This window comes from Acidocella sp. (assembly GCF_050253495.1).
GTDB lineage: Bacteria > Pseudomonadota > Alphaproteobacteria > Acetobacterales > Acetobacteraceae > Acidocella.
The window spans coordinates 1-20,572 of record NZ_JBFWIX010000020.1; the positions used below are offsets into that span (position 1 = coordinate 1).

Below are 20,572 nucleotides of genomic sequence, written 5' to 3' on the forward strand. Positions count from 1 at the left end.
TTGAACACGTAGCAGGATGAGATATGCCGACCATTAACCAGTTGATCGCCAAGGGCCGCGAGCCGGCGTCCAAGCGCAACAAGGTGCCGGCCCTGGAGGGCTGCCCCCAGAAGCGTGGCGTTTGCACCCGCGTCTATACGACGACCCCGAAGAAGCCGAACTCCGCGCTTCGTAAGGTCGCCAAGGTGCGTCTGACCAACGGTTTCGAAGTGGTGAGCTACATCCCTGGTGAGGGCCATAACCTGCAGGAGCACTCTGTGGTGCTGATCCGCGGTGGCCGCGTGAAAGACCTTCCGGGCGTGCGCTATCACATTCTGCGTGGCGTTCTGGATACGCAGGGCCTGCCGAAGCGCCGTAAGCGCCGCTCGCTCTATGGCGCGAAGCGTCCGAAGTAAGGAGAGGTTGAGATGAGCCGCCGCCGCCGCGCCATCAAGCGCGAAGTTCTGCCGGACGCGAAGTTCGGTGATATCGTGATCAGCCGTTTCATGAACGTGCTGATGTATGACGGCAAGAAATCCGTCGCCGAGGGGATCGTCTATGGTGCGCTCGACGTGCTGAAGAAGCGCGGCGGCCCCAATGCCGATCCCGTGCGCCTGTTCCATGAGGCGCTGGACAATGTGAAGCCGGCGATCGAGGTGCGTTCCCGCCGCGTTGGCGGTGCGACCTACCAGGTTCCCGTCGAGGTTCGCGCCGAGCGCCGTCAGGCGCTGGCGATCCGCTGGATCATCGATTCCGCCCGCAAGCGCGGTGAGCATACGATGGAAGAGCGGTTGTCGAACGAGCTGCAGGATGCGGTGAATAATCGCGGCTCTGCGGTCAAGAAGCGTGAAGACACTCATCGCATGGCCGAAGCCAACAAGGCTTTCAGCCATTATCGCTGGTAATCTTCTGACCATTCCAAGTTTTTAGCCTGCACACGGAGCAGTTAAATGGCCAAAGCTAAATTTGAGCGCAACAAGCCGCATGTGAACATTGGCACCATCGGCCACGTTGACCATGGCAAGACCTCGCTGACCGCCGCCATCACCAAGGTGTTGGCCGAGGCTGGCGGCGCGACCTTCACCGCCTACGACCAGATCGACAAGGCGCCGGAAGAGCGTGCGCGCGGCATCACCATCTCCACCGCCCATGTGGAGTATGAGACCGCCAACCGTCACTATGCCCACGTGGACTGCCCTGGCCACGCCGACTATGTGAAGAACATGATCACCGGTGCCGCCCAGATGGATGGCGCGATCCTGGTCGTGTCCGCCGCCGATGGTCCGATGCCCCAGACCCGCGAGCATATCCTGCTGGCCCGTCAGGTCGGTGTGCCGGCTCTGGTCGTGTTCCTGAACAAGATGGATCTGGCCGACCCCGATCTGGTCGAGCTGGTCGAGATGGAAGTGCGCGAGCTGCTCTCCAACTATGGCTTCCCCGGCGACGATATCCCCATCATCAAGGGGTCCGCTGTCTGCGCTCTGGAAGACAAGCAGCCGGAGATTGGCAAGGAAGCCGTGCTGAAGCTGATGGAGGCGGTCGACGCCTACATTCCGCAGCCTGAGCGCGCTGTCGACAAGCCCTTCCTGATGCCTGTCGAAGACGTGTTCTCCATCTCCGGTCGCGGCACCGTCGCCACCGGCCGTGTGGAGCGTGGCGTGATCAAGGTGGGTGAGGAAGTCGAGATCGTCGGTCTGCGTCCGACCACCAAGACCACCGTCACCGGTGTTGAGATGTTCCGCAAGCTGCTCGATCAGGGCGAGGCTGGCGATAACATCGGCGCGCTGCTGCGTGGCACCAAGCGTGAGGATATCGAGCGCGGTCAGGTTCTGGCGGCGCCGGGCTCCATCACCCCGCATACCAAGTTCTCCGGCCAGGCTTATATCCTGACCAAGGAAGAGGGTGGCCGTCACACCCCGTTCTTCACCAACTATCGCCCGCAGTTCTACTTCCGCACGACGGACGTGACCGGCGTGGTGACCCTGCCGGAAGGCACGGAGATGGTGATGCCGGGCGACAACGTGACGATCGCCGTTGAGCTGATCGCCCCGATCGCCATGGACGAGGGTCTGCGTTTCGCCATCCGCGAGGGTGGCCGCACCGTCGGTTCGGGCGTCGTCGCCCAGATCACCAAGTAATCTATCGGCCCCTGTATCTGAAGAGTTCGAGTTAAGATGGACAACCAAAACATCCGTATCCGCCTGAAGGCGTATGACCATCGCGTGCTGGACAACAGCACCAAGGACATCGTGAACACGGCGAAGCGCACGGGCGCGCAGGTGCGGGGGCCGATTCCTTTGCCGACCCATATCGAGCGGTTCACCGTGAACCGTTCCCCCCACATCGACAAGAAGAGCCGCGAGCAGTTCGAGATTCGGACCCATCGCCGCTTGCTGGATATCGTTGACCCGACCCCGCAGACCGTGGACGCGCTGATGAAGCTCGACCTGGCCGCCGGCGTCGAAGTCGAAATTAAGATCTGAGCTTAGGTGGTATTATGCGTACCGGTGTGATCGCAAAGAAGCTGGGGATGACCCGGCTGTTCAAGGAAGACGGCACGCATGTGCCGGTCACGGTTCTGCATCTCGACGAGGTGCGGGTTGTGGCGGCGCGTAACGTTGAGAATGACGGCTACAGCGCGGTTCAGCTCGGCATTGGCAAGGCCAAGGCCAAGAATGTGACCAAGGCGCAGAAGGGCCATTTCGCCAAGGCCAAGGTCGAGCCGGCCCAGAAGCTGGTGGAATTCCGCGTGGCCGATGATGCCGCGCTGGAGCCCGGCGCCGTGCTCTCCGCGGCGCATTTCACCGTTGGCCAGTTCGTCGACGTTGCCGGCGTCACCAAGGGTAAGGGCTTTGCCGGCCCGATGAAGCGCTGGAACTTCCGCGGTCTTGAGGCGTCTCACGGCGTTTCGATCAGCCACCGTTCCCACGGCTCCACCGGTAACCGCCAGGATCCCGGCAAGACCTTCAAGAACAAGAAGATGGCCGGTCACCTCGGCCAGGAGCGTGTCACGACCCTCAACCTCAAGGTCGAGAGTGTGGACGTGGAGCGTAACCTCGTGATGCTGCATGGCGCGGTGCCTGGTTCCAAGGGCGGCTACGTGCTTGTGCGCGATGCGGTGAAGAAGGCGCGCCCGGCTGAGGCTGCCTATCCCGCCGGTCTGAAGGGCTGAACCCGATGAAGCTGGATATTGTTGATTTTGATGCGAAGTCCGTCGGCAGCGCCGAGCTGCCGGACGAACTCTTCGCCGCCGAACCGCGCGTGGACATCATTGCCCGCGTCATTCACTGGCAGCTCGCCAAGCGCCGTGCCGGCACCCACAAGGTGAAGGGCATGGGCGAAGTGTCCGGCACCACCAAGAAGCCCTACAAGCAGAAGGGCACGGGTAATGCCCGTCAGGGTTCGCTGCGCGCGCCGCAGTTCCGCACCGGTGGCGCCGTGCATGGCCCGGTCGTGCGCGAGCATGGCTACTCGCTGAACAAGAAGGTTCGCCGCCTGGGCCTCATCTCCGCTCTTTCCGCCAAGGCCGCTGAAGGCAAGCTGGTGGTGCTGGATGATGTCGCCGCCCTGGACAAAACCAAGGATGTCGCCGCCAAGGTGAAGAATTTCGGTTGGGCTTCCGCGTTGATCGTGGACGCGGCGGTCGAGGAGAAGTTCGGCCGCGCTTCCCGCAACGTGAAGGGGCTGGATGTGCTGCCGGTCGTGGGCGCGAATGTCTATGACATCATGCAGCACGACGTTCTGGTGGTCACCAAGGCCGCCGTCGAAGGTCTGAAGGAGCGCCTGGCATGACCGGCACCGTGAAAATTTCCGACGAACGCATGTACGAAGTCGTGCGCGCGCCGCACATCACCGAAAAGGCGACGCTGCTCTCCGAGAAGAACCAGTTCGTCTTCAAGGTGGCGGCCGATGCGACCAAGCCTGAGATCAAGGCGGCGGTTGAAGCCTTGTTCAAGGTGAAGGTGACCGACGTCAACACGCTGATCACCAAGGGCAAGGCCAAGCGCTTCCGTGGCCGCCCTGGCCAGCGCTCCGACGTGAAGAAGGCGTTCGTGACTCTCGCCGAGGGTGAGAGCATCGATTTCACCACCGGTCTCGCCTGAGGTTTTGAAAAATGGCATTGAAGCACTTTAATCCGGTCACGGCGAGCCTTCGCGGCACGGTGCTGATCGACCGCAGCGAGCTGTGGAAGGGCAAGCCCGTGAAGGGGCTGACCGAAGGTCAGCATTCCAGCGGCGGGCGCAATAATCATGGTCGCATCACCACGCGCTTTCGTGGCGGCGGACACAAGCAGTCTTACCGCGTCGTTGATTTCAAGCGCCGCAAATTCGACGTCCCCGCGACGGTCGAGCGCTTGGAATACGACCCGAACCGCACGGCCTTCATCGCGCTGATCAAGTACGAGGATGGCGAGCTGGCCTATATTCTGGCGCCGCAGCGCCTGAAGGTCGGCGACTTGGTGGTGTCGGGCGCGCGCGCCGACATCAAGCCGGGCAATGCGATGCCGCTGTCGGCCATGCCGGTTGGCACGATCATCCATAATATCGAAGTGAAGGTTGGCGCCGGCGGCAAGCTGGTGCGCTCCGCCGGCACCTTCGCGCAACTGGTCGGCAAGGATCAGGGCTATGCCCAGATCAAGCTCGGCTCGGGTGAGCTTCGCGTTGTTCGTGGCGAGTGCATGGCGACCGTTGGCGCCGTCTCCAACGCCGATCATCAGAACCAGCAGATGGGCAAGGCTGGCCGCTCCCGCTGGTTGGGCCGGCGTCCGCATAACCGCGGCGTGGTCATGAACCCGGTCGATCACCCGCATGGCGGTGGTGAAGGCCGTACCTCCGGCGGCCGTCATCCGGTCACCCCGTGGGGCAAACCGACCAAGGGCTACAAGACGCGCTCCAACAAGCGCACCGACAATCTCATCATCCGCCGTGCGAAGGGCGGGAAGGGCTAAAAGATGTCACGTTCTGTTTGGAAAGGTCCGTTCGTTGACGGATACCTCCTTGGCAAGGCCGAGGCGTCCCGCGCTTCCGGCCGCAACGAGATCATCAAGATCTGGTCGCGCCGTTCCACCATTCTGCCGCAGTTCGTCGGCCTGACCTTCGGTGTCTATAACGGGCGGAAATTCTTGCCCGTGCAGGTCTCCGAAAACATGGTCGGCCACAAATTCGGTGAATTCTCCCCGACCCGTACCTTTCCCGGTCACGCGGCGGACAAGAAAGCGAAGCGGGGCTAATCATGAGCAAGCCGAAAACCGCGCGCGCGCTGGCCGACCATCAGGCCGAGGCGATCGCCCGTAATATTCGCGTCAGCCCCCGCAAGCTGAATCTGGTTGCGGCCTCCATCCGCAACCTGCCGGCTCAGCGCGCCCTGGCCGATCTCACCTTCTCCAAGCGTCGCATCGCCAAGGCGGTGAAGAAGCTGCTTGAGAGCGCCATCGCCAATGCCGAGAATAACCATCAGCTGGATGTGGACAAGCTGTTCGTCTCCACCGCCGAGGTTGGCCGTGGAATCGTGATGCGCCGCTTCCATGCCCGTGGCCGTGGCCGCTCGGCGATGGTCGAGAAATGGTTCAGCCATCTGAAGATCGTTGTTGAGGAGCGTGAAGCGGCGGCCAAGCCGAGCCGCGACGCGCGTCCGGGCTTTGGCAAGAAGTCCGAGAAAGCCGGGGAGGCCGCGTAACATGGGTCACAAGATTAATCCGATTGGCCTGCGTCTTGGCATCACCCGCACCTGGGACAGCCGCTGGTATGCCGACAAGGACTACGCCAAGCTGCTGCATGACGACATCAAGCTGCGCACCCATCTGCGTGGCAAGCTGAGCCAGGCGGGCGTGTCCAAGGTTGTCATCGAGCGTCCGGCCAAGAAGCCGCGCGTGACCATCTATGCCGCCCGTCCGGGTGTGGTCATCGGTAAGAAGGGCCAGGACATCGACACGCTCCGCAAGGAGCTGTCCGGCATGGCCAAGGCCGATGTCGCGCTGAACATCATGGAAATCCGCAAGCCGGAGATCGACGCGACGCTGGTGGCCGAGAACATCGCCCAGCAGCTGGAACGCCGCGTGGCCTTCCGCCGCGCCATGAAGCGCGCCGTGCAGTCCGCCATGCGCCTGGGTGCCCAAGGCATCAAGATCACCTGCTCCGGCCGTCTGGGCGGGGCGGAAATCGCCCGTGTGGAATGGTACCGTGAGGGCCGCGTGCCGCTGCATACGCTGCGCGCCGATCTCGATTACGGCACCGCCACCGCCATGACCACCTACGGCACCTGCGGCGTGAAGGTCTGGATCTTCAAGGGCGAGATCCTGGTTCAGGATCCGTTCGCGCAGGATAAGCGCGCGGCCGAACAGGCTCCGCAGCGCTAAGGAATTAATGCCATGATGTCTCCTAAGCGTACCAAGTTCCGCAAGGCGCACAAAGGCCGTATCCACGGCAACGCCAAGGGCAACACGCAGCTGAATTTCGGCGCGTTTGGCCTGAAGGCGCTGGAGCCCGAGCGCATCACCGCCCGGCAGATCGAAGCCGCCCGTCGCGCCATCACCCGCTCCATGAAGCGTGCCGGCCGCGTGTGGATCCGCATCTTCCCGGATCTGCCGGTCTCCACCAAGCCGGCCGAAGTGCGTATGGGCTCCGGCAAGGGCAGCCCGGAATACTGGGTCGCGCGCGTGCAGCCCGGCCGCATCGTGTTCGAGATCGACGGCGTGCCCGAGACGCTGGCCCGCGAGGCGCTGTCCCTGGGGGCCGCCAAACTGCCGATCCGCACCAAGTTCGTCACCCGTATCGGCGAGGCGTGAGAATTATGACCACTGCATCTGACATTCGGGCCAAGTCCCCGGACGAGTTGAAGGCGCTGCTGGTGGATCTGCGCAAGGAGCAGTTCAATCTGCGGTTCCAGCGCGCCACCGGCCAGCAGGAGAATACCAGCCGCGTGCGCGTCGTGCGCCGCGACATTGCGCGCGTGAAGACGGTTCTCGCGGAACGCGCCCGCACCGCCGAGAAGGGTTAAGAGGGTACCATGCCGAAACGTGTTCTGACCGGGCGGGTCGTGAGCGACAAGATGGACAAGACGATCACCGTGCTTGTCGAGCGCCGCGTCATGCATCCGCTGTACAAGAAGTTCATTCGCCGTTCCAAGAAATATGCGGCGCATGACGAGAACAATGTCTGCGTGGAAGGTGACGTGGTGCGCATCGAGGAATGCGCGCCGATCAGCCGCCGCAAGACCTGGGTGGTGACGGAGCGCAATGGCGCTGCGTTGGCCGCCGAAATGCCGGCTGGCTGAGAGGGTTTGAGAGATGATTATCGTTGAATCCAATCTCGATGTCGCCGACAATTCCGGCGCCAAGCGCGTGCAGTGCATCAAGGTGCTCGGCGGCTCCAAGCGCAAGACCGCGTCGGTGGGCGATGTGATCGTGGTGTCCGTGAAGGACGCCATTCCTCGCGGCAAGGTGAAGAAGGGCGATGTGCACCAGGCTGTCGTCGTTCGCACCGCCTTTCCCGTGCGCCGCGCGGATGGCAGCGTGATCCGCTTCGACCGCAATGCGGCCGTGCTGCTCAACAAGCAGCAGGAGCCGATCGGCACCCGTATCTTTGGGCCGGTGGTTCGTGAGCTGCGCGCCAAGAAGTTCATGAAGATCATCAGCCTGGCGCCGGAGGTGCTGTAATATGGCCGCGCGTATCAAAAAGGGTGACAAGGTGCTGGTGATCGCCGGTGCCTCCAAGGGCGCCCGTGGTGAAGTGCTGCGTGTGCTGCCGTCCGAGGACCGGGCGGTGGTGCAGGGTGTGGCCGTTGCCAAGCACCACACCAAGCCGAACCGCATGGGCGAGCAGGGGGGCATTGTCGCCCGCGAGGCCGCCGTGCATGTGTCGAATCTGGCGTTGATCGATCCCGCCACCGACAAGCCGACCAAGGTCGGTTTCCGGGTGCTGGACGATGGCCGCAAAGTGCGTGTCGCCCGCAAGGGCGGCAACGCGATTGACGGCTGAAGGAGGCCGCAATGAGCGAAGAAAAGATCCTGACGCGCCTGCAGAAACATTACCGCGAGGTCGTGCGGGCTGAACTCAAGAAAGAGTTCAGCTACGCGAACGAGATGCAGATCCCGACGCTTGAGAAGATCGTGATCAACATGGGTGTCGGCGAGGCCGCCGGCGACCAGAAGAAGCTGGATTCGGCCGTGGCCGAGCTGACCCTGATTGCAGGCCAGCGGCCGGTGAAGACGGTGGCGAAGAAGGCGATCGCCGGCTTCAAGATCCGCGCGGGCCTGCCGATCGGCGCCAAGGTCACGCTGCGCCGCGACCGCATGTACGAGTTTCTTGACCGTCTGGTCACCATCGCCCTGCCGCGTGTGCGCGATTTTCGCGGGATTCCCGCGAATAAGGGCTTCGATGGGCGTGGCAACTTCACGATGGGCATCAAGGAACAGATTATTTTCCCGGAAATCGTCTATGACAAGGTGGACGACATCCGTGGCATGGATATCTGTTTCGTGACCAGCGCGAAGACCGACGCGGAAGCGAAGGCGCTGCTCAAGGGTTTCAACCTGCCGTTCCAGAAGTAACGGCGGGGCTGGCAAAAAGTTTTGGAAAACGGCTGGGTGTTCCAGCAGGTTCCGGAGGGGTTTTAGAGAATGGCTAAGACATCGCAGGTCAACAGGAATGCCAAGCGCGAGCGCATGGCGGCCCGTGATGCGGGCAAGCGCGCCGCGCTGAAGGCAGCGATCATGGATCGCTCGCTTCCCGTTGAAGACCGTTTCGAGGCGAGCCTCAAGCTCGCGCAGCTTCCGCGCAATGGTGCCAAGGTGCGGGTTCGCCTGCGCTGCGAGCTCACCGGCCGCGCCCGTGGTAATTACCGTAAGTTCAAGCTTTGCCGTGTCGCGTTCCGCGATCTGGCGAGCACCGGGCAGATCCCCGGTGTCGTCAAGGCCAGCTGGTAAGGAAAGGGCACCTCAATATGTCTATGTCCGATCCTTTGGGTGATATGCTCACCCGCATCCGTAACGCCCAGCATTCGCGGATGACCTCCTGCGTGGCCCCGGCCTCTAACCTGCGCGCCAATGTGCTTGAGGTTCTCAAGCGCGAGGGGTTCATTCGCGGTTTCAGCCGTGAGGATGTGCGCCCCGGTGTGGCCCAGTTGCGCATCGAGCTGAAATATAACGATGGTCAGCCAGTGATTAAGGAAATCTCCCGCGTGTCCCGCCCGGGGCGGCGCGTTTATTCCAAGATCAAGGAGCTGCCGCGTGTCTATAACGGCCTCGGTGTCTCTATCCTGTCCACGCCGCGTGGCGTGATGAGCGATGTGGAAGCCCGCGCTGCCAATGTTGGCGGCGAAGTGCTCTGCCGCGTGTTCTAAGGGGAGCGCCAAGATGTCTCGTGTTGGTAAATATCCCGTTGAGATCCCGGCCGGCGTCACCGTTGCCATTGCCGGCAATGTCGTCACCGCCAAGGGCAAGCTGGGTGAGCAGAAACTGTCCTTGACCGATCTGGTCGATGTCAAGGTCGAGGGCAATCATGTTTCCGTCTCTCCGAAAGGCAAGGAGAGCCAGGCCCGCATGATGTGGGGCACCACCCGCGCCAATATCGCGAACATGGTGAAGGGGGTTTCCCAGGGTTATTCCAAGACCCTGGAAATTACCGGCACCGGTTACCGCGCGGCCGTGCAGGGCAAGACCCTTGTGGTCAATCTGGGCTTCTCGCACGATGTCACCTATCCGATCCCCGAAGGGATCAAGGTAACCTGCGAGAAGCCGACCTCGATCAAGGTCGAGGGTGTGGATAAGCGCCAGGTTGGCCAGGTTTGCGCCGAGCTGCGCGCCTACCGTCCGCCCGAGCCGTATAAGGGCAAGGGCGTCAAGTTCGAGGGCGAGGCCATCCGCCGCAAAGAGGGTAAGAAGAAATAATGTCGAGCAATCTGGATCTGCAGGCCCGCCGCCGGGCGCGCCTTCGCTATCAGCTCCGGCAGAAGTCCGGTGGGCGCCCGCGCCTGTCGGTCTTCCGCTCCGGCAAGCATATCTATGCCCAGATCATCGACGATGCGCAGGGCCGGACCCTGGCCGCCGCTTCGAGCCTGGACAAGACGCTCAAGACCGGCCTGAAGACCGGCGCGGACAAGGATGCCGCCGCCGCCGTCGGCAAGCTGATCGCCGAGCGTTCCAAGGAAGCGGGTGTCACCCAGGTCGTGTTCGATCGCGGCTCCTATCTCTATCATGGCCGGGTCAAAGCCCTGGCAGAGGCGGCCCGCGAGGGCGGCCTCGACTTCTAAGAGGGTTTGCACATGGCACGTGAAGCACGTGAAGGTGGCCAGCGCCGGGACCGGGATCGGAATGACCGTGAACGCGAGGCTGGTGATGAGTTCATTGACAAGCTGGTGACCATCAACCGTGTCGCCAAGGTGGTGAAGGGCGGCCGTCGTTTCGCTTTCGCCGCCCTGGTGGTGGTCGGTGACCAGAAAGGCCGTGTCGGCTATGGCGCCGGCAAGGCGCGTGAGGTTCCCGAGGCGATCCGCAAGGCGACCGAGCGCGCCAAGAAATCCATGATCCGCGTGCCGATGAAGGAAGGCCGCACCCTGCATCACGACGCGCATGGTATCTTCGGCGCGGGTGAGGTTGTGCTGCGGACCGCTCCGGCCGGTACCGGCATCATCGCGGGCGGCCCTCTGCGCGCCGTGTTTGAGACGCTGGGCATCGCCGACGTGGTGGCCAAGTCTCTGGGCTCGCGCAATCCGCATAACATGGTGAAGGCGACTTTCGCGGCCTTGCAGGGTGCCACGAGCCCCCGCCAGGTGGCCAACCGCCGCGGCAAGAAGGTGGCCGAGCTGTTCGGCGCGCCGGAGAAGCATGTGGAGAGCGCCGATGTCTGAGAAGAAGATCCGCATCACTCAGCTGGGCTCCGGCTTTGGGCGCAAGCCCGGCCAGCAGGCCACTCTGGTCGGTCTTGGTCTCAATAAGATCGGCAAGGTCGTTGAGCGTGACGCCACCCCGGAAGTGCTGGGCATGGTGAACAAGGTGAAGCACCTGCTCAAGATCGAAGAGCTGGGCTGAGCCGGTAAGGAATTGCAACGATGAAACTGAACGAAATCCGGGACAATCCCGGCGCCCGTCTCAAGTCCAAGCGTCTGGGCCGTGGTATCGGTTCCGGCAAGGGCAAGACCTCCGGCAAGGGTGTGAAGGGCCAGAAGGCGCGTGAGGGTGTCTCCCTCAACGGGTTCGAAGGCGGTCAGCTCCCGATCTATCGCCGTCTGCCCAAGCGCGGCTTCACCAACATCAACCGCAAGGTCTTCGCGCCTCTCAATCTGGACGCGCTGAACGCGGCGATCGAGGCCGGCAAGCTGAACGCGGCGGAGCCCATCACCGAAGCCAAGCTGGCCGAGGCCGGCGTGGTCCGGTTGAACAAGGCCGATGGCGTGCGCCTGCTGGCGCGCGGCTCGCTCTCCAAGGCCGTGACCCTTGAGGTCTCCGGCGCATCCGCCGCGGCTGTCGCGGCGGTTGAGCAGGCTGGCGGCAAGGTGACGACCCTGGGCGGCAAGGCGGAAGAGCCCGCTGCCTGAGATGGGGTTGCCTCTGCCGGTAAAACCGGCAAATTGGCGCTGATAAGACGGCGCTTGCCTGTTGTGTAAAGCACCGGCAAGCGCCGTTTTTCGTTGAGTAAAGGACAGGATATGGCATCCGCCGCAGAACAGATGGCCGCAAGCATGAACCTGAGTGCGTTCGGCAAGGCCACGGATCTCAAAAAGCGAATCTGGTTTACCCTGGGCGCGCTGATCATTTTCCGTCTGGGCACCTATATTCCGGTGCCGGGCGTCGACGGGGCGGTGATGGCGCAATTGATGACCCAGAACGGTCAAGGGCTTTTGGGCATGTTCAACATGTTCACCGGCGGCGCGCTGGGGCGCATGACCATCTTCGCGCTCAACATCCTGCCTTACATCAGCGCCTCGATCATCATCCAGTTGCTGAGCTCCACCATCCCGGCGTTGGAGGCCATGAAGAAGGAGGGCGACTCGGGCCGCCAGCGCATGACGCAATATACGCGCTACCTCACGGTGCTGATCGCCACGGCGCAGGCTTACGGCATCGCGGTCAGCCTGGAGCGTGTGCATAGCAGCATGGGGGCCGCTGTCATCGATCCCGGACCCTTCTTCATCTTCACGGCGGTGGTCACGCTGGTCGGCGGCACGGTCTTCGTGATGTGGCTGGGCGAGCAGATCACCTCGCGCGGCATCGGCAACGGCTCCAGCCTGATTATTTTCGCCGGCATCGTCGCCAATATGCCCGTCGCCGTCGCCAATATCCTGGAACTTGGCTCGACCGGCGCGTTGTCGACCTTCTTCATCATCCTGATTTTCGTCGCGGCCTTGCTGATCATTGGCTTTGTTGTGTTCATGGAACGCGCACAGCGTCGCATTTTGGTACAGCATCCCAAGCGCCAGATGGGTCAGAAAGTGTTTGGCGGCGAGGCCAATTACATGCCGCTGAAGGTGAATGCCTCAGGCGTGATGCCGCCCATCTTCGCCTCCTCACTGCTCGTGATCCCCGCCACGCTGGTCGGGTTTTCCGCCGGCGCGCCAGGCTGGATCGAGACCATCGCGCATCTGCTCTCCCGTGGGCAGCCACTCTATCTTCTGCTTTTCGCAGGTCTGATCATCGCTTTTTCCTTTGTTTGGGCGGCCATCGCCTTCAACCCGGAGGAAACGGCGGAGAATCTGAAGAAAAACGGGGCCTTCATTCCCGGTATCCGCCCCGGCTCCAATACGGCGAAATATTTCGACAACGTGCTCTCCCGGCTCACCGCCATCGGCGCCGCCTATCTGGTCGTGGTCTGCCTGCTGCCGGATTTCGCGATGAGCCATTATGCCTTGCCATTTTATTTCGGTGGCACCTCCCTTCTGATCATCGTCTCTGTTACGATGGATACGATGACGCAGATCCAGTCGCATCTGCTGGCGCACCAATATCAAGGGCTGCTCCGCAAGGGGCGCGGCAAGGCCCGTAAGTAAGGAGAGAGAGCGTGGAGTTGATTTTGCTGGGGCCTCCGGGTGCCGGGAAGGGCACACAGTCCAAGTTGCTGGAGACACGCTACGGCGTGGCGCAGATCTCCACCGGCGACATGCTCCGGGCGGAGGTCAAGGCCGGCACGCCGATCGGGCTTGAGGCCAAGAGCATCATGGATGCCGGTAAGCTGGTTTCCGACGATATTCTCGTCCGTATGATCGGTGAGCGAATCAGCAAGCCCGATTGTGCCAAGGGCTTCATCCTGGATGGTTTTCCCCGCACGGTTCCGCAAGCCGAGGCGCTGGACAAGATGCTGGCCGAGCGCGGTATCGAGCTGGACGCGGTGGTCGAGCTGAAGGTGGACGAGGCGATTCTCGTCGACCGCATTTCCGGCCGCTTCACCTGTGCCAAATGCGGCGAAGGCTATCACGACAAATTCAAGCAGCCGAAACAGGCTGGCGTGTGCGATGCGTGCGCAAGCACCGAGTTTACCCGCCGCCCGGACGATAACGCCGAGACGGTGAAGGCGCGGCTTGAGGCCTATAACGCCCAGACGGCTCCGATTCTCCCTTATTACAAGGCGAAGGGGCGGCTTTATACCGTTGACGGGATGGCTGAAATGTCCGAAGTCGAGGCGCAGATCGAGGCGGTTCTGCGCCAAGCCGGGGTCTCCGCGGCTTGAATTCCGCCTGGCTCGCGGCCTTGCAGGCCACCCCCGCGCGCCGTCAATGGCTCGATCACGAAAATTTGATCGAAGGTCGTTGACTCTCGATTGGCGGCCGCTATAACCCGCTTTCGCGGCGCTTCCGGGTGGGGCGCCGCTACTTGTTATGACCTCCGGAGAGGTCCTTGAGTTCAGGAGAGACCAGGTGGCACGTATTGCCGGCGTAAACATTCCCACGAACAAGCGTGTCGTGATCAGCCTTCGTTACATCTATGGCATTGGCCCGACCAAGGCGCAGCAGATCTGCACCCAGCTCGGCATTCCCGATGAACGCCGTGTCAATCAGCTCTCCGACGACGAGATCCTGCGTCTGCGCGAGACCATCGACAAGGAATACCGCGTCGAGGGCGACCTGCGCCGTGAAACGGCGATGAACATCAAGCGCCTGATGGATCTCGGCTGCTATCGTGGCCTGCGTCACCGCAAGGGGCTGCCGGTTCGCGGCCAGCGCACCCATACCAACGCCCGCACCCGCAAGGGCAAGGCCGTGGCGATCGCCGGCAAGAAGAAAGCCACTCGCTAAACACCTCCCTAGAGACAGGATTAGACAGATATGGCGAAGCCCGCCTCCAGCCGTCCCCGCAAGAAAGAGCGCAAGAACATCATCTCCGGTGTCGCCCACGTGCTCGCCAGCTTCAACAACACCATGGTCAACATCACCGACGCGCAGGGCAACACCATCGCCTGGTCGTCGGCCGGTGCCCAGGGTTTCAAGGGTAGCCGCAAATCCACCCCTTATGCCGCCCAGGTCGCCGCCGAGGATGCTGGCCGCAAGGCCCGCGAGCATGGCATGGAGATGCTGGAGATCGAGGTGAGCGGCCCCGGCTCGGGACGTGAAAGCGCGCTGCGTGCCTTGCAGGCTGTTGGCTTCCAGATCTCCGCGATCCGTGACCTGACCCCGATTCCGCATAATGGCTGTCGGCCGCGCAAGCGCCGCCGCGTCTAATTCGCCGGAATCATATTTTCGTAAGGCCAAACGGCGATGCTCTCCTCATCGCCGCCGGCCGGAGGGGTAGATGTTGAAAGAGTCGAATTTGTCTCTGCAGCGCAATTGGCAGACGCTGATCAAGCCGGAACAGCTCGATGTCGAGTTCGGGTCCGATGCCGCGCGCGTGGCGGTTATCATCGCCGAGCCGCTGGAGCGTGGCTTTGGCATGACGCTGGGCAATTCGCTGCGGCGGATCCTGCTGTCCTCGTTGCAAGGTGCCGCCGTGACCGCCGTGCGGATCGATGGCGTCCTGCATGAATTCTCCACCTTGCCGGGTGTACGCGAGGATGTCACCGACATCGTGCTGAACATCAAGCAACTCGCCGTGAAGATGCATGGCGAGGGCCCCAAGCGCATGGTGCTGACGGCCACCGGTCCTGGCGAGGTCAAGGCCGGGCAGATCCAGGCCGGTCATGACATCGAGATCATGAATCCTGATTTGGTGATCTGCACGCTGGACGAGGGCGCGCAGCTTGGCATGGAGCTGACGGTGAATCTCGGCCGTGGCTACGAGCCCGCCGCCAATAACCGTCCGGAAGATGCGCCGATCGGGCTGATCCCCGTCGATGCCATCTATTCCCCGGTCAAGCGCGTCTCCTACAAGGTGGAGAAGACCCGCGTTGGCCAGGTGACCGATTATGACAAGCTGATCCTTGAGGTCGAGACCAACGGCGCCGTGACGCCGGAGGATTCCGTGGCGCTGGCCGCCCGCATCCTGCAGGACCAGCTTTCCATGTTCGTGAATTTCGAGGAGCCGCAGCGCGCGCGCCCCGAGGAACCGCGGATCGAACTGCCCTTCAACCCCAACCTGCTGCGCAAGGTGGACGAGTTGGAACTGTCCGTGCGCTCCGCCAACTGCCTCAAGAACGACAATATCGTGTATATTGGGGACTTGGTGCAGAAATCCGAGCAGGAGATGCTGCGCACCCCGAATTTCGGGCGCAAATCCTTGAACGAAATCAAGGAAGTGTTGACGGCGATGGGGCTCTCCCTGGGCATGACCGTGCCCGACTGGCCGCCCGAGAATATCGAAGAGCTGGCCAAGCGCTCCGATCAACCCTTCTAATTATCGTCTAACCAGGAACACCTCACCATGCGTCACGGAATTGCCGGCCGGAAACTCGGCGTCACCTCCTCCCACCGCCAGGCCATGTTCCGCAACATGGCCGTCGCGCTGATCAAGCACGAGCAGATCACCACCACCCTGCCGAAAGCCAAGGAGCTGCGGCCTGTGGCCGAGAAGCTCATCACGCTGGGCAAGCGTGGCGGGCTGCATGCGCGCCGTCAGGCTTACGACCAGCTGCGGGATGAGACGATCGTCGCCAAGCTGTTCGACACGCTGGCTACCCGCTACCAAGCCCGCGCCGGCGGTTATACCCGCGTGCTGAAGGCCGGCATGCGTTATGGCGACGCCGCTGACATGGCGGTGATCGAACTGGTCGACCGTGACGTCTCCGCCAAGGGTCTGGATTCCGGCCCGAAGCCGGAAGTGGCGGCGGAGGATGAGGGCGAGGAATAATATCCTCCCCTTCCTGGGAACGAAAATAAAAGGCAGGCCGTTCGGCCTGCCTTTTTTACGATGATCGCCCGTTTTACGATGATCGCCCTTGGAGTCGGTGCGCCTGGATCTGTCAGATCGGCTTGTGCGCCTTGTCCAGCAAGCGGGAGATCAGCCCCTTCTTCTTCTCGCCCTGGGGCTTGCTGGCGGTGGCGGCTTTCTGCGCCTCTTCCGCCGCCAGTCTGGCCTTGTGCTTCATCCATTCATCGAGGCTCTTGCCTGCCTTCCTCGCGCGTTCCTGCTCATAGGCAAGCTGGCCCTTGCTGAGTTTCTTGTCCGTCGTCGTGCTCATGGGGTTCTCCAAATCTGCGCGGAGCCTAGCTTGGCTTTCGGAAATTTCAACCGGTTTCGTCAGCTTTCCCGCCGCGCCAGAATCACCCTCTCCAGCAAGCCCAGCGCGGCATAGATGGCGATGCCGGTCCCGCCCAGCAGCAGAAGGGCCGCGAACATGCGTGGAATCTGCAGCCGGTAGCTGGCTTCGATAATCTCCCAGGCCAGGCCGGAGGCGAACCCGCCAGAGCCCGCCACGAACTCCGCCACCACCGCGCCCACCAGCGCGAGGGTGCCCGCCAGCCGCAGTCCGCTCAGAAAAAACGGCAAGGCGTAAGGCAGGGCAAGCCAGCAGAGCATCTGCCAGCGCGTCGCGCCATTCAACCGGAACAGATCCAGCAGTTCCGGCGGCGTGGCGGCCAGACCAGCGGCGGTGTTGGAGAGAATGGCAAAGAACGAGACGATGACCGCGCACGCCACCAGCGCCAGAAAAGGCTGCCCCACCCAGATGATGATCAGCGGCGCGATAGCCACCACGGGGGTCACCTGCAAGGCCACCGCCCAGGGTTGAACGGCCGAGCGGAAAAGCGGGCTCGCCGCCATGGCCACGGCCAGGAAAACACCGAGAATGGTGGAAACCAGCAAGGCCGCCAACGTCACCGCCAGGGTGGAAAGCAGTCCGGCCCCCAGTGAGGCCCGGGCCTTGAACATGGCCTGTAGAATTTCCAGCGGTCCCGGCAAGACATAGCTTGGCGTATGCGTCGCCCATACCCCTCCCTGCCAGAGCGCCAACGCGCCTAGCCCGAGGACAAAAGGCGCGACCCGTTCCATGGTCCTGTTCATGCGGGCATGATCCGTTGAAAGCTGGCGGTGATCTCCGAGACGAGCGCGTTATAGGCGGCGCTTCCCCGCCGTTCCGGCCCGTCGGGCAGGGCGGGGGTCAAAATCGTGGCAATACGCCCGGGGCGTGGTGTCATGATCAAGATCCGGTTGGCGAGATAAGCGGCCTCGTAAATCGAATGCGTCACGAAGATCACGCTCTTTCCCGTCCGCCGCCATAGCGCTAGCAGGTCGTCCTGGAGCTTGTGACGGGTAAATTCATCCAGCGCCGCGAAAGGCTCGTCCATCAGCAGCAAGGCCGGTTCCGAAACCAGCGCCCGGGCGATGGAGACACGCATCCTCATCCCGCCGGATAGCGCCTTTGGCTTGGCGTGCTCGAATCCTTCCAGCCCCACCTGCGCCAGGGCGGCCATGACCCGTGGCATGGCCGCCGCGCGGCTCACCCCGCGCAGTCGCAGCGGCAGAAACACATTCTCCACCGCATTGGCCCAAGGCAGCAGCGTGGGGTCCTGGAAGACATAGCCAATCTCTCCGGGGGCGGGCTTGCCCGCATGCCCCCAGGAAATCTCTCCGCTGCTGGGGGCTTCCAGCCCCGAGAGCAGCCGCAGCAGCGTGGATTTCCCACAGCCTGAGGGCCCCAGCAGTGCCACGAAACTGCCCGGCGCGATCTCGGTGTCGATCCCGTCCAGTGCCTTCGTCCCGTTGCCGAACCGCTTGGCAACTTGGCGCAGTGTGAGCATCAATTGCTCTTCGGATGGCCGTGATCGACAAATTGCAGCGTATAAGCGGCTTTGTAATCCATGCTCTTGTCGTACATGCCCGCCGCCGCCATCTGGTTGAAGAACCCGCTCCAGCGCGCATTGGTCATGGCATAGATGCCGAGCGTCTTCGTATCCCCGGAATCGACGATTCCGCGTTTCTTCAACTGTTCATAGCCATATCGCATCAGCCCGTCCGTCATGTCCGGGTTGGCTTTCTTGATGGCGGCGAAGGCGGGTTGCGGGTTCTTGTAGAGAAAGTCATACCAGCCCTGGGCCGAGGCCTCGATGAAGCGTTTCACCACATCCGGATGCTCCTTCACCATCTTGTCGGATGTCGCCACCAAGCTGGCATAGCCATCGAATCCCGCATCTGGCAACGCCAGCACCACCGGCCACTCTCCGGTGGCCTGATGCACGAGATAAGGTTCGGAGGTCACGTATGCCTCCTGAATATCCTTCTTGTTGGTTAAAAACGGTGTCAGCGAGAACCCGTAAGGCCGCAATTGCGAGTCGGAATATCCATATTTCGCCTTTAGGAACAGCCACCAGCTCGCCCGCGTATCGGTGGAAACCGCGATCGGCTTGCCCTTCAGATCCGCGAAACTGTCATTCCCCTGGCCTGGATGCGCGATCAGGCAATCCGGATCCTTCTGGAATCCGGCCGCCACCACCTCATAGGGAATATGCTCTTGCGCGAAATTCAGCGCCAGGAACGCGTTGGAGGTGATGTCGAAATCCAGCTTGCCGGAGATGAGCAATTGCGCGGTATTCACCTGCGGTCCGCCCTGGTAGATCGTCACGTCCAGCCCGGCTTTCTGATAGAGCCCCTCGGCCAGCGCCTCGTAATAGCCGCCATATTCGGGTTCGGCGACCCAATCCAGGCCGAAGGTGATCTTGGTGGCCGCGCGGGCGGCGGGGGAAAAAATGACCAGCGCCATGGCGGCCAGAAAAGCAATGCGGAGCGGGCGGAACATGCAAGCAACTCCAAACTCTTGAGATTGACGTCAAGACCTGCGAACCCAGCGGAACAGGCCGGTGCGGGGGCATGAAGGAAAGGACTTACCATGGGCGAAGCCAGGATCAAGGCGGGAATTTGGGTTTCGGCCGCGTTGCGGCTGGGCATGCTGGACAACAAGCCCGGCGTGGTGGTCCGCAAGGGCGACGCGGATGCCGGCGGCATATTGGTGAAACTTCATGGCCGCGCGGGGTGCATGGTGCTCAGCCAGTTCCGGGACATGGAAGGCGAGCTGGCCTGGATGCGCGCCACGGGGCCCGAGCCGGTGGCTGAACAGGCGGCGGATGATTATATCGCCCGGCAAACCCGCTTCGACCCCGACCTCTGGGTGCTGGAATTCGACGCGGCGGATTATCTGCCGCCATTCGAGGGGAAAATGGTTTGAAGAAAGCTGCGGCCTTCGGGCCAGGCTGGCTGGTCCGCACTTGAGGCGGGACGGTTTGTCTCGGTGAGACGGCGCCACCGGGCGGCGCCGGCGCATATAATTTCATACGCAACGCCCCGGACCATGTCGGCGGAAATCCTGCGGATTCCGCCGACATGGGACGATCATTGCCGTAATGTCGATTCAGTGGCGCGGCGTCATGCCGTGTGCGCCGTGATCGTGTAGCCAAACGGATCGTGGAACGCGAAATAACGGCCGAACGGCCCATCCTTTGGCGGGAAGGCAATGGCTGTTCCCGATGCCGTCAAGGTCTCATGCAGCGCATCGGCATCATCGCAGGCAAACCACAAGGCGATGCCCCAACCCAGCTTCCCCTGAGCCGCGTCCAGATCGATCAGAGGTTTTCTGACCGCGAAGGGGATGGGCTTGCTGTCGAAGACGACCGCCTCGGGGGTTTCCTGCAAAACAGGCAGGCCTAATTTGTCGTGATAGAAGGCCTTGGCGGCCTGAAGATCGTGCGCCTGGATACCGATGAAATCGGGGCCGGTCAGTCGGGGCATGGTTGTCTCCGTGTTGGGGTGGGAATAGTATCAGGAACCTGACATAATATAAGGCGACTGATATTGCAATGACCAAGGATATGATCCCGCTGCTGGGATACCGGCTGAAGCTGGCGCAGCACGCCTTGCATCGGCGCATGGAGGAGGCGTTGAAGTCGCTTGGGCTCAACCCCGCCCAATATGCGGTGCTAGCTGAACTCAATGTGCGGCCGGACCAGACGAATGCGGATCTGGCCGAGCGGGCCTTCATCACACCGCAATCGATGCAGGGTGTTCTAACGAAGCTGGAGGAAGCAAGGCTGGTGGAGCGTCAGCGTGATGCTCATCACGGTCGCCGTCAGCTTGCGCGTTTGACGGTTGCAGGCCACGCGAAGGCCGAGGCCGCCAATGCCGAGGTGATGCGGGTCGAGCTTGTGCTGGAGGCGGCGGTTCAGCCCGTTTCCCTGCAAGTGGCCGTCGATCTGATGGAGCGGCTTCACGGCGCTATGTGTAAATAGCTATGTGTAAATAAATAGA

The 20,572-nt window shown here is 62.3% G+C and carries 37 protein-coding genes; 32 read left to right on the plus strand and 5 right to left on the minus strand.

What is annotated here, in order from left to right; translation table 11 throughout:
- The first annotated feature begins 23 nt into the window (after nucleotides 1-23).
- The 30 genes from rpsL to rplQ all read left to right on the plus strand — a co-directional run bounded on the left by rpsL (nucleotide 24) and on the right by rplQ (nucleotide 16,186).
- Nucleotides 24-395 carry a 30S ribosomal protein S12 gene (gene rpsL / locus AB7D48_RS13490; RefSeq protein ID WP_048878636.1) on the plus strand — a complete coding sequence of 124 codons (372 nt, stop codon included), beginning with the start codon at nucleotides 24-26 and terminating at the stop codon, nucleotides 393-395.
- A 12-nt stretch (nucleotides 396-407) separates the two neighbouring features.
- The gene (gene rpsG / locus AB7D48_RS13495) at nucleotides 408-884 is read left to right on the plus strand and encodes a 30S ribosomal protein S7 (protein WP_427980044.1); all 477 of its coding nucleotides are present in this window, start codon (nucleotides 408-410) and stop codon (nucleotides 882-884) included.
- 45 nt (nucleotides 885-929) lie between these two features.
- The gene (gene tuf, locus AB7D48_RS13500; protein ID WP_427980046.1) at nucleotides 930-2,117 is read left to right on the plus strand and encodes an elongation factor Tu; all 1,188 of its coding nucleotides are present in this window, start codon (nucleotides 930-932) and stop codon (nucleotides 2,115-2,117) included.
- Nucleotides 2,118-2,153: 36 nt separating this feature from the next.
- A complete protein-coding gene (gene rpsJ, locus AB7D48_RS13505; protein ID WP_048878633.1) occupies nucleotides 2,154-2,462 on the plus strand; it encodes a 30S ribosomal protein S10 in 309 nt (102 codons plus the stop codon).
- A gap of 14 nt (nucleotides 2,463-2,476) precedes the next feature.
- On the plus strand, nucleotides 2,477-3,151 hold the full coding sequence (rplC, locus tag AB7D48_RS13510; protein ID WP_427980048.1) for a 50S ribosomal protein L3: 675 nt from the start codon (nucleotides 2,477-2,479) through the stop codon (nucleotides 3,149-3,151).
- 5 nt (nucleotides 3,152-3,156) lie between these two features.
- Nucleotides 3,157-3,771, plus strand: coding sequence for a 50S ribosomal protein L4 (rplD, locus tag AB7D48_RS13515; RefSeq protein WP_427980050.1), 615 nt, complete (start codon nucleotides 3,157-3,159; stop codon nucleotides 3,769-3,771).
- A gap of 14 nt (nucleotides 3,772-3,785) precedes the next feature.
- The gene (locus tag AB7D48_RS13520) at nucleotides 3,786-4,082 is read left to right on the plus strand and encodes a 50S ribosomal protein L23 (RefSeq protein ID WP_427980188.1); all 297 of its coding nucleotides are present in this window, start codon (nucleotides 3,786-3,788) and stop codon (nucleotides 4,080-4,082) included.
- A gap of 11 nt (nucleotides 4,083-4,093) precedes the next feature.
- Nucleotides 4,094-4,927, plus strand: a complete 834-nt coding sequence (gene rplB / locus AB7D48_RS13525; RefSeq protein ID WP_427980052.1) for a 50S ribosomal protein L2 — start codon at nucleotides 4,094-4,096, stop codon at nucleotides 4,925-4,927.
- A 3-nt stretch (nucleotides 4,928-4,930) separates the two neighbouring features.
- Nucleotides 4,931-5,209, plus strand: coding sequence for a 30S ribosomal protein S19 (gene rpsS, locus AB7D48_RS13530; protein WP_048878628.1), 279 nt, complete (start codon nucleotides 4,931-4,933; stop codon nucleotides 5,207-5,209).
- Between the two features lie 2 nt (nucleotides 5,210-5,211).
- The gene (rplV, locus tag AB7D48_RS13535) at nucleotides 5,212-5,655 is read left to right on the plus strand and encodes a 50S ribosomal protein L22 (protein WP_427980055.1); all 444 of its coding nucleotides are present in this window, start codon (nucleotides 5,212-5,214) and stop codon (nucleotides 5,653-5,655) included.
- Between the two features lies 1 nt (nucleotide 5,656).
- Nucleotides 5,657-6,334 carry a 30S ribosomal protein S3 gene (gene rpsC, locus AB7D48_RS13540; protein ID WP_427980057.1) on the plus strand — a complete coding sequence of 226 codons (678 nt, stop codon included), beginning with the start codon at nucleotides 5,657-5,659 and terminating at the stop codon, nucleotides 6,332-6,334.
- Between the two features lie 12 nt (nucleotides 6,335-6,346).
- Nucleotides 6,347-6,763 carry a 50S ribosomal protein L16 gene (gene rplP, locus AB7D48_RS13545; protein ID WP_427980059.1) on the plus strand — a complete coding sequence of 139 codons (417 nt, stop codon included), beginning with the start codon at nucleotides 6,347-6,349 and terminating at the stop codon, nucleotides 6,761-6,763.
- A gap of 5 nt (nucleotides 6,764-6,768) precedes the next feature.
- The gene (rpmC, locus tag AB7D48_RS13550) at nucleotides 6,769-6,975 is read left to right on the plus strand and encodes a 50S ribosomal protein L29 (protein WP_427980061.1); all 207 of its coding nucleotides are present in this window, start codon (nucleotides 6,769-6,771) and stop codon (nucleotides 6,973-6,975) included.
- Between the two features lie 9 nt (nucleotides 6,976-6,984).
- Nucleotides 6,985-7,251, plus strand: a complete 267-nt coding sequence (gene rpsQ / locus AB7D48_RS13555; RefSeq protein WP_427980063.1) for a 30S ribosomal protein S17 — start codon at nucleotides 6,985-6,987, stop codon at nucleotides 7,249-7,251.
- A 13-nt stretch (nucleotides 7,252-7,264) separates the two neighbouring features.
- A complete protein-coding gene (gene rplN / locus AB7D48_RS13560) occupies nucleotides 7,265-7,633 on the plus strand; it encodes a 50S ribosomal protein L14 (RefSeq protein ID WP_008494552.1) in 369 nt (122 codons plus the stop codon).
- A gap of 1 nt (nucleotide 7,634) precedes the next feature.
- Nucleotides 7,635-7,955, plus strand: coding sequence for a 50S ribosomal protein L24 (rplX, locus tag AB7D48_RS13565; protein WP_427980066.1), 321 nt, complete (start codon nucleotides 7,635-7,637; stop codon nucleotides 7,953-7,955).
- Nucleotides 7,956-7,966: 11 nt separating this feature from the next.
- Nucleotides 7,967-8,527 carry a 50S ribosomal protein L5 gene (rplE, locus tag AB7D48_RS13570; RefSeq protein WP_427980069.1) on the plus strand — a complete coding sequence of 187 codons (561 nt, stop codon included), beginning with the start codon at nucleotides 7,967-7,969 and terminating at the stop codon, nucleotides 8,525-8,527.
- Nucleotides 8,528-8,596: 69 nt separating this feature from the next.
- Nucleotides 8,597-8,902 carry a 30S ribosomal protein S14 gene (gene rpsN / locus AB7D48_RS13575; protein WP_427980072.1) on the plus strand — a complete coding sequence of 102 codons (306 nt, stop codon included), beginning with the start codon at nucleotides 8,597-8,599 and terminating at the stop codon, nucleotides 8,900-8,902.
- A gap of 17 nt (nucleotides 8,903-8,919) precedes the next feature.
- Nucleotides 8,920-9,318 carry a 30S ribosomal protein S8 gene (gene rpsH / locus AB7D48_RS13580; protein WP_427980075.1) on the plus strand — a complete coding sequence of 133 codons (399 nt, stop codon included), beginning with the start codon at nucleotides 8,920-8,922 and terminating at the stop codon, nucleotides 9,316-9,318.
- Between the two features lie 13 nt (nucleotides 9,319-9,331).
- On the plus strand, nucleotides 9,332-9,865 hold the full coding sequence (rplF, locus tag AB7D48_RS13585; RefSeq protein ID WP_427980078.1) for a 50S ribosomal protein L6: 534 nt from the start codon (nucleotides 9,332-9,334) through the stop codon (nucleotides 9,863-9,865).
- Complete coding sequence (rplR, locus tag AB7D48_RS13590; RefSeq protein WP_427980081.1) at nucleotides 9,865-10,227, plus strand: 50S ribosomal protein L18; 363 nt, start codon at nucleotides 9,865-9,867, stop codon at nucleotides 10,225-10,227. Before rplF ends, rplR begins: the two co-directional genes overlap by 1 nt.
- A 12-nt stretch (nucleotides 10,228-10,239) precedes the next feature.
- On the plus strand, nucleotides 10,240-10,824 hold the full coding sequence (gene rpsE, locus AB7D48_RS13595; protein ID WP_427980084.1) for a 30S ribosomal protein S5: 585 nt from the start codon (nucleotides 10,240-10,242) through the stop codon (nucleotides 10,822-10,824).
- Entirely contained in the window at nucleotides 10,817-11,005 is a 189-nt protein-coding gene (gene rpmD / locus AB7D48_RS13600; protein ID WP_427980086.1) for a 50S ribosomal protein L30, read from the plus strand. Before rpsE ends, rpmD begins: the two co-directional genes overlap by 8 nt.
- A 20-nt stretch (nucleotides 11,006-11,025) precedes the next feature.
- Nucleotides 11,026-11,511 carry a 50S ribosomal protein L15 gene (gene rplO, locus AB7D48_RS13605; protein WP_427980089.1) on the plus strand — a complete coding sequence of 162 codons (486 nt, stop codon included), beginning with the start codon at nucleotides 11,026-11,028 and terminating at the stop codon, nucleotides 11,509-11,511.
- Between the two features lie 111 nt (nucleotides 11,512-11,622).
- Nucleotides 11,623-12,960, plus strand: a complete 1,338-nt coding sequence (secY, locus tag AB7D48_RS13610) for a preprotein translocase subunit SecY (RefSeq protein ID WP_427980092.1) — start codon at nucleotides 11,623-11,625, stop codon at nucleotides 12,958-12,960.
- An 11-nt stretch (nucleotides 12,961-12,971) separates the two neighbouring features.
- Nucleotides 12,972-13,637: an adenylate kinase gene (locus AB7D48_RS13615; protein ID WP_427980095.1), complete on the plus strand. Its 666-nt coding sequence runs from the start codon at nucleotides 12,972-12,974 to the stop codon at nucleotides 13,635-13,637.
- A 187-nt stretch (nucleotides 13,638-13,824) separates the two neighbouring features.
- Nucleotides 13,825-14,202 carry a 30S ribosomal protein S13 gene (rpsM, locus tag AB7D48_RS13620; protein ID WP_427980098.1) on the plus strand — a complete coding sequence of 126 codons (378 nt, stop codon included), beginning with the start codon at nucleotides 13,825-13,827 and terminating at the stop codon, nucleotides 14,200-14,202.
- Nucleotides 14,203-14,232: 30 nt separating this feature from the next.
- Nucleotides 14,233-14,625, plus strand: a complete 393-nt coding sequence (gene rpsK / locus AB7D48_RS13625) for a 30S ribosomal protein S11 (RefSeq protein ID WP_427980101.1) — start codon at nucleotides 14,233-14,235, stop codon at nucleotides 14,623-14,625.
- An 88-nt stretch (nucleotides 14,626-14,713) separates the two neighbouring features.
- Nucleotides 14,714-15,733 carry a DNA-directed RNA polymerase subunit alpha gene (locus AB7D48_RS13630; RefSeq protein WP_427980191.1) on the plus strand — a complete coding sequence of 340 codons (1,020 nt, stop codon included), beginning with the start codon at nucleotides 14,714-14,716 and terminating at the stop codon, nucleotides 15,731-15,733.
- Between the two features lie 27 nt (nucleotides 15,734-15,760).
- On the plus strand, nucleotides 15,761-16,186 hold the full coding sequence (gene rplQ, locus AB7D48_RS13635) for a 50S ribosomal protein L17 (protein ID WP_427980104.1): 426 nt from the start codon (nucleotides 15,761-15,763) through the stop codon (nucleotides 16,184-16,186).
- Nucleotides 16,187-16,298: 112 nt separating this feature from the next.
- Here rplQ and AB7D48_RS13640 read toward each other — a convergent pair whose 3' ends face one another.
- Genes AB7D48_RS13640 through AB7D48_RS13655 form a run of 4 tightly spaced genes read right to left on the minus strand, consistent with a single transcriptional unit; the run spans nucleotide 16,299 to nucleotide 19,070 of the window.
- On the minus strand, nucleotides 16,299-16,517 hold the full coding sequence (locus AB7D48_RS13640; RefSeq protein ID WP_427980107.1) for a hypothetical protein: 219 nt from the start codon (nucleotides 16,515-16,517) through the stop codon (nucleotides 16,299-16,301).
- A 59-nt stretch (nucleotides 16,518-16,576) separates the two neighbouring features.
- Nucleotides 16,577-17,338, minus strand: a complete 762-nt coding sequence (locus tag AB7D48_RS13645; protein ID WP_427980110.1) for an ABC transporter permease — start codon at nucleotides 17,336-17,338, stop codon at nucleotides 16,577-16,579.
- The gene (locus tag AB7D48_RS13650) at nucleotides 17,335-18,075 is read right to left on the minus strand and encodes an ABC transporter ATP-binding protein (RefSeq protein WP_427980113.1); all 741 of its coding nucleotides are present in this window, start codon (nucleotides 18,073-18,075) and stop codon (nucleotides 17,335-17,337) included. Before AB7D48_RS13650 ends, AB7D48_RS13645 begins: the two co-directional genes overlap by 4 nt.
- Nucleotides 18,075-19,070, minus strand: a complete 996-nt coding sequence (locus AB7D48_RS13655) for an ABC transporter substrate-binding protein (RefSeq protein WP_427980116.1) — start codon at nucleotides 19,068-19,070, stop codon at nucleotides 18,075-18,077. Before AB7D48_RS13655 ends, AB7D48_RS13650 begins: the two co-directional genes overlap by 1 nt.
- Before the next feature lie 90 nt (nucleotides 19,071-19,160).
- Between AB7D48_RS13655 and AB7D48_RS13660 the strand changes: the two genes are divergently transcribed.
- Entirely contained in the window at nucleotides 19,161-19,496 is a 336-nt protein-coding gene (locus AB7D48_RS13660; protein ID WP_427980118.1) for a DUF1491 family protein, read from the plus strand.
- Nucleotides 19,497-19,693: 197 nt separating this feature from the next.
- Here the strand turns inward: AB7D48_RS13660 and AB7D48_RS13665 are convergent, their stop codons facing one another.
- On the minus strand, nucleotides 19,694-20,056 hold the full coding sequence (locus tag AB7D48_RS13665) for a VOC family protein (RefSeq protein ID WP_427980120.1): 363 nt from the start codon (nucleotides 20,054-20,056) through the stop codon (nucleotides 19,694-19,696).
- 68 nt (nucleotides 20,057-20,124) lie between these two features.
- Between AB7D48_RS13665 and AB7D48_RS13670 the strand changes: the two genes are divergently transcribed.
- On the plus strand, nucleotides 20,125-20,553 hold the full coding sequence (locus tag AB7D48_RS13670; RefSeq protein WP_427980122.1) for a MarR family winged helix-turn-helix transcriptional regulator: 429 nt from the start codon (nucleotides 20,125-20,127) through the stop codon (nucleotides 20,551-20,553).
- Nucleotides 20,554-20,572 lie beyond the last annotated feature (19 nt).